The sequence below is a fragment of the Alkalihalobacillus alcalophilus ATCC 27647 = CGMCC 1.3604 genome, from assembly GCF_000292245.2.
In the GTDB taxonomy this organism is placed as follows: Bacteria; Bacillota; Bacilli; order Bacillales; family Bacillaceae_D; genus Alkalihalobacillus; species Alkalihalobacillus alcalophilus.
In genome coordinates this window covers 1-1,010 of record NZ_ALPT02000164.1, presented here as the reverse complement: position 1 = coordinate 1,010, position 1,010 = coordinate 1, and the positions used below count along the sequence as shown (strand labels likewise).

General features: G+C 48.4%; 2 rRNA genes. Both read left to right on the top strand.

What is annotated here, in order from left to right:
- Positions 1–167, top strand: a 23S ribosomal RNA gene (locus BALCAV_RS20890); the annotation flags it as partial.
- 58 nt (positions 168–225) lie between these two features.
- Positions 226–341: ribosomal RNA gene (gene rrf, locus BALCAV_RS20885) — 5S ribosomal RNA — on the top strand.
- Positions 342–1,010 lie beyond the last annotated feature (669 nt).

Sequence of the window (1,010 nt, the reverse complement as noted above, 5' to 3'; positions counted from 1 at the left end):
AGGGATAAGTGCTGAAAGCATCTAAGCATGAAGCCCCCCTCAAGATGAGATTTCCCATGGAGTTAATCCAGTAAGACCCCTTAGAGATGATGAGGTTGATAGGTCTGGTGTGGAAGCGTGGCGACACGTGGAGCTGACAGATACTAATCGGTCGAGGACTTATCCATTATATTCTTGATATCATGTTTTATCGATTATCTAGTTTTGAGAGAACTCTCTCAATAGTTTGGTGGCGATAGCGAAGAGGTCACACCCGTTCCCATGCCGAACACGGCCGTTAAGCTCTTCAGCGCCAATGGTAGTTGGGGGCTTCCCCCTGCAAGAGTAGGACGTTGCCAAGCAGATAAAGCACATTCCAATAGGGATGTGCTTTTTAATTTGCATAAAGAGAATGCTCAGGCGAAGAAGAGCTCTGGCCCGTAGGGGCAGCATCTGCGGAGGGTAGGCTTCACAAAGAGAACTTCATGAAACCCATCATTGAAATACATCATGAATCAACCAAGAGTCGGGTGCAAGACGAATCGGTTGTCTTCGTGCCACCTCGTGAGAAGCATCGAGGAAAAAGCGACATGCCCCACCTCCCTGAAGAAGAGAATCGAAGAGGCAGTAGGACGTTGCCAAGCGATAAAGCACATTCCAATAGGAGTGTGCTTTTTAATTTGCATAAAGAGAATGCTCAGGCGAAGAAGAGCTCTGGCCCGTAGGGGCAGCATCTGCGGAGGATAGACTTCTCAAAGAAAACCTCATGAAAACACTTCATTGAAATAGCATCATGAATCAACCAAGAGTCGGGTGCAAGACGAATCGGTTGTCTTCGTGCCACCTCGTGAGAAGCATCGAGGAAAAAGCGACATGCCCCACTTCCCTGAAGAAGAGAACCGAAGAGGCAGTAGGACGTTGCCAGGCAGATAAAGCACATTCCAATAGGGATGTGCTTTTTAGTATGCATAAAGAGAACGCTCAGGCGGTGAAGAGCTCTGGCCCGTAGGGGCAGCAACTGCGGAGGATAA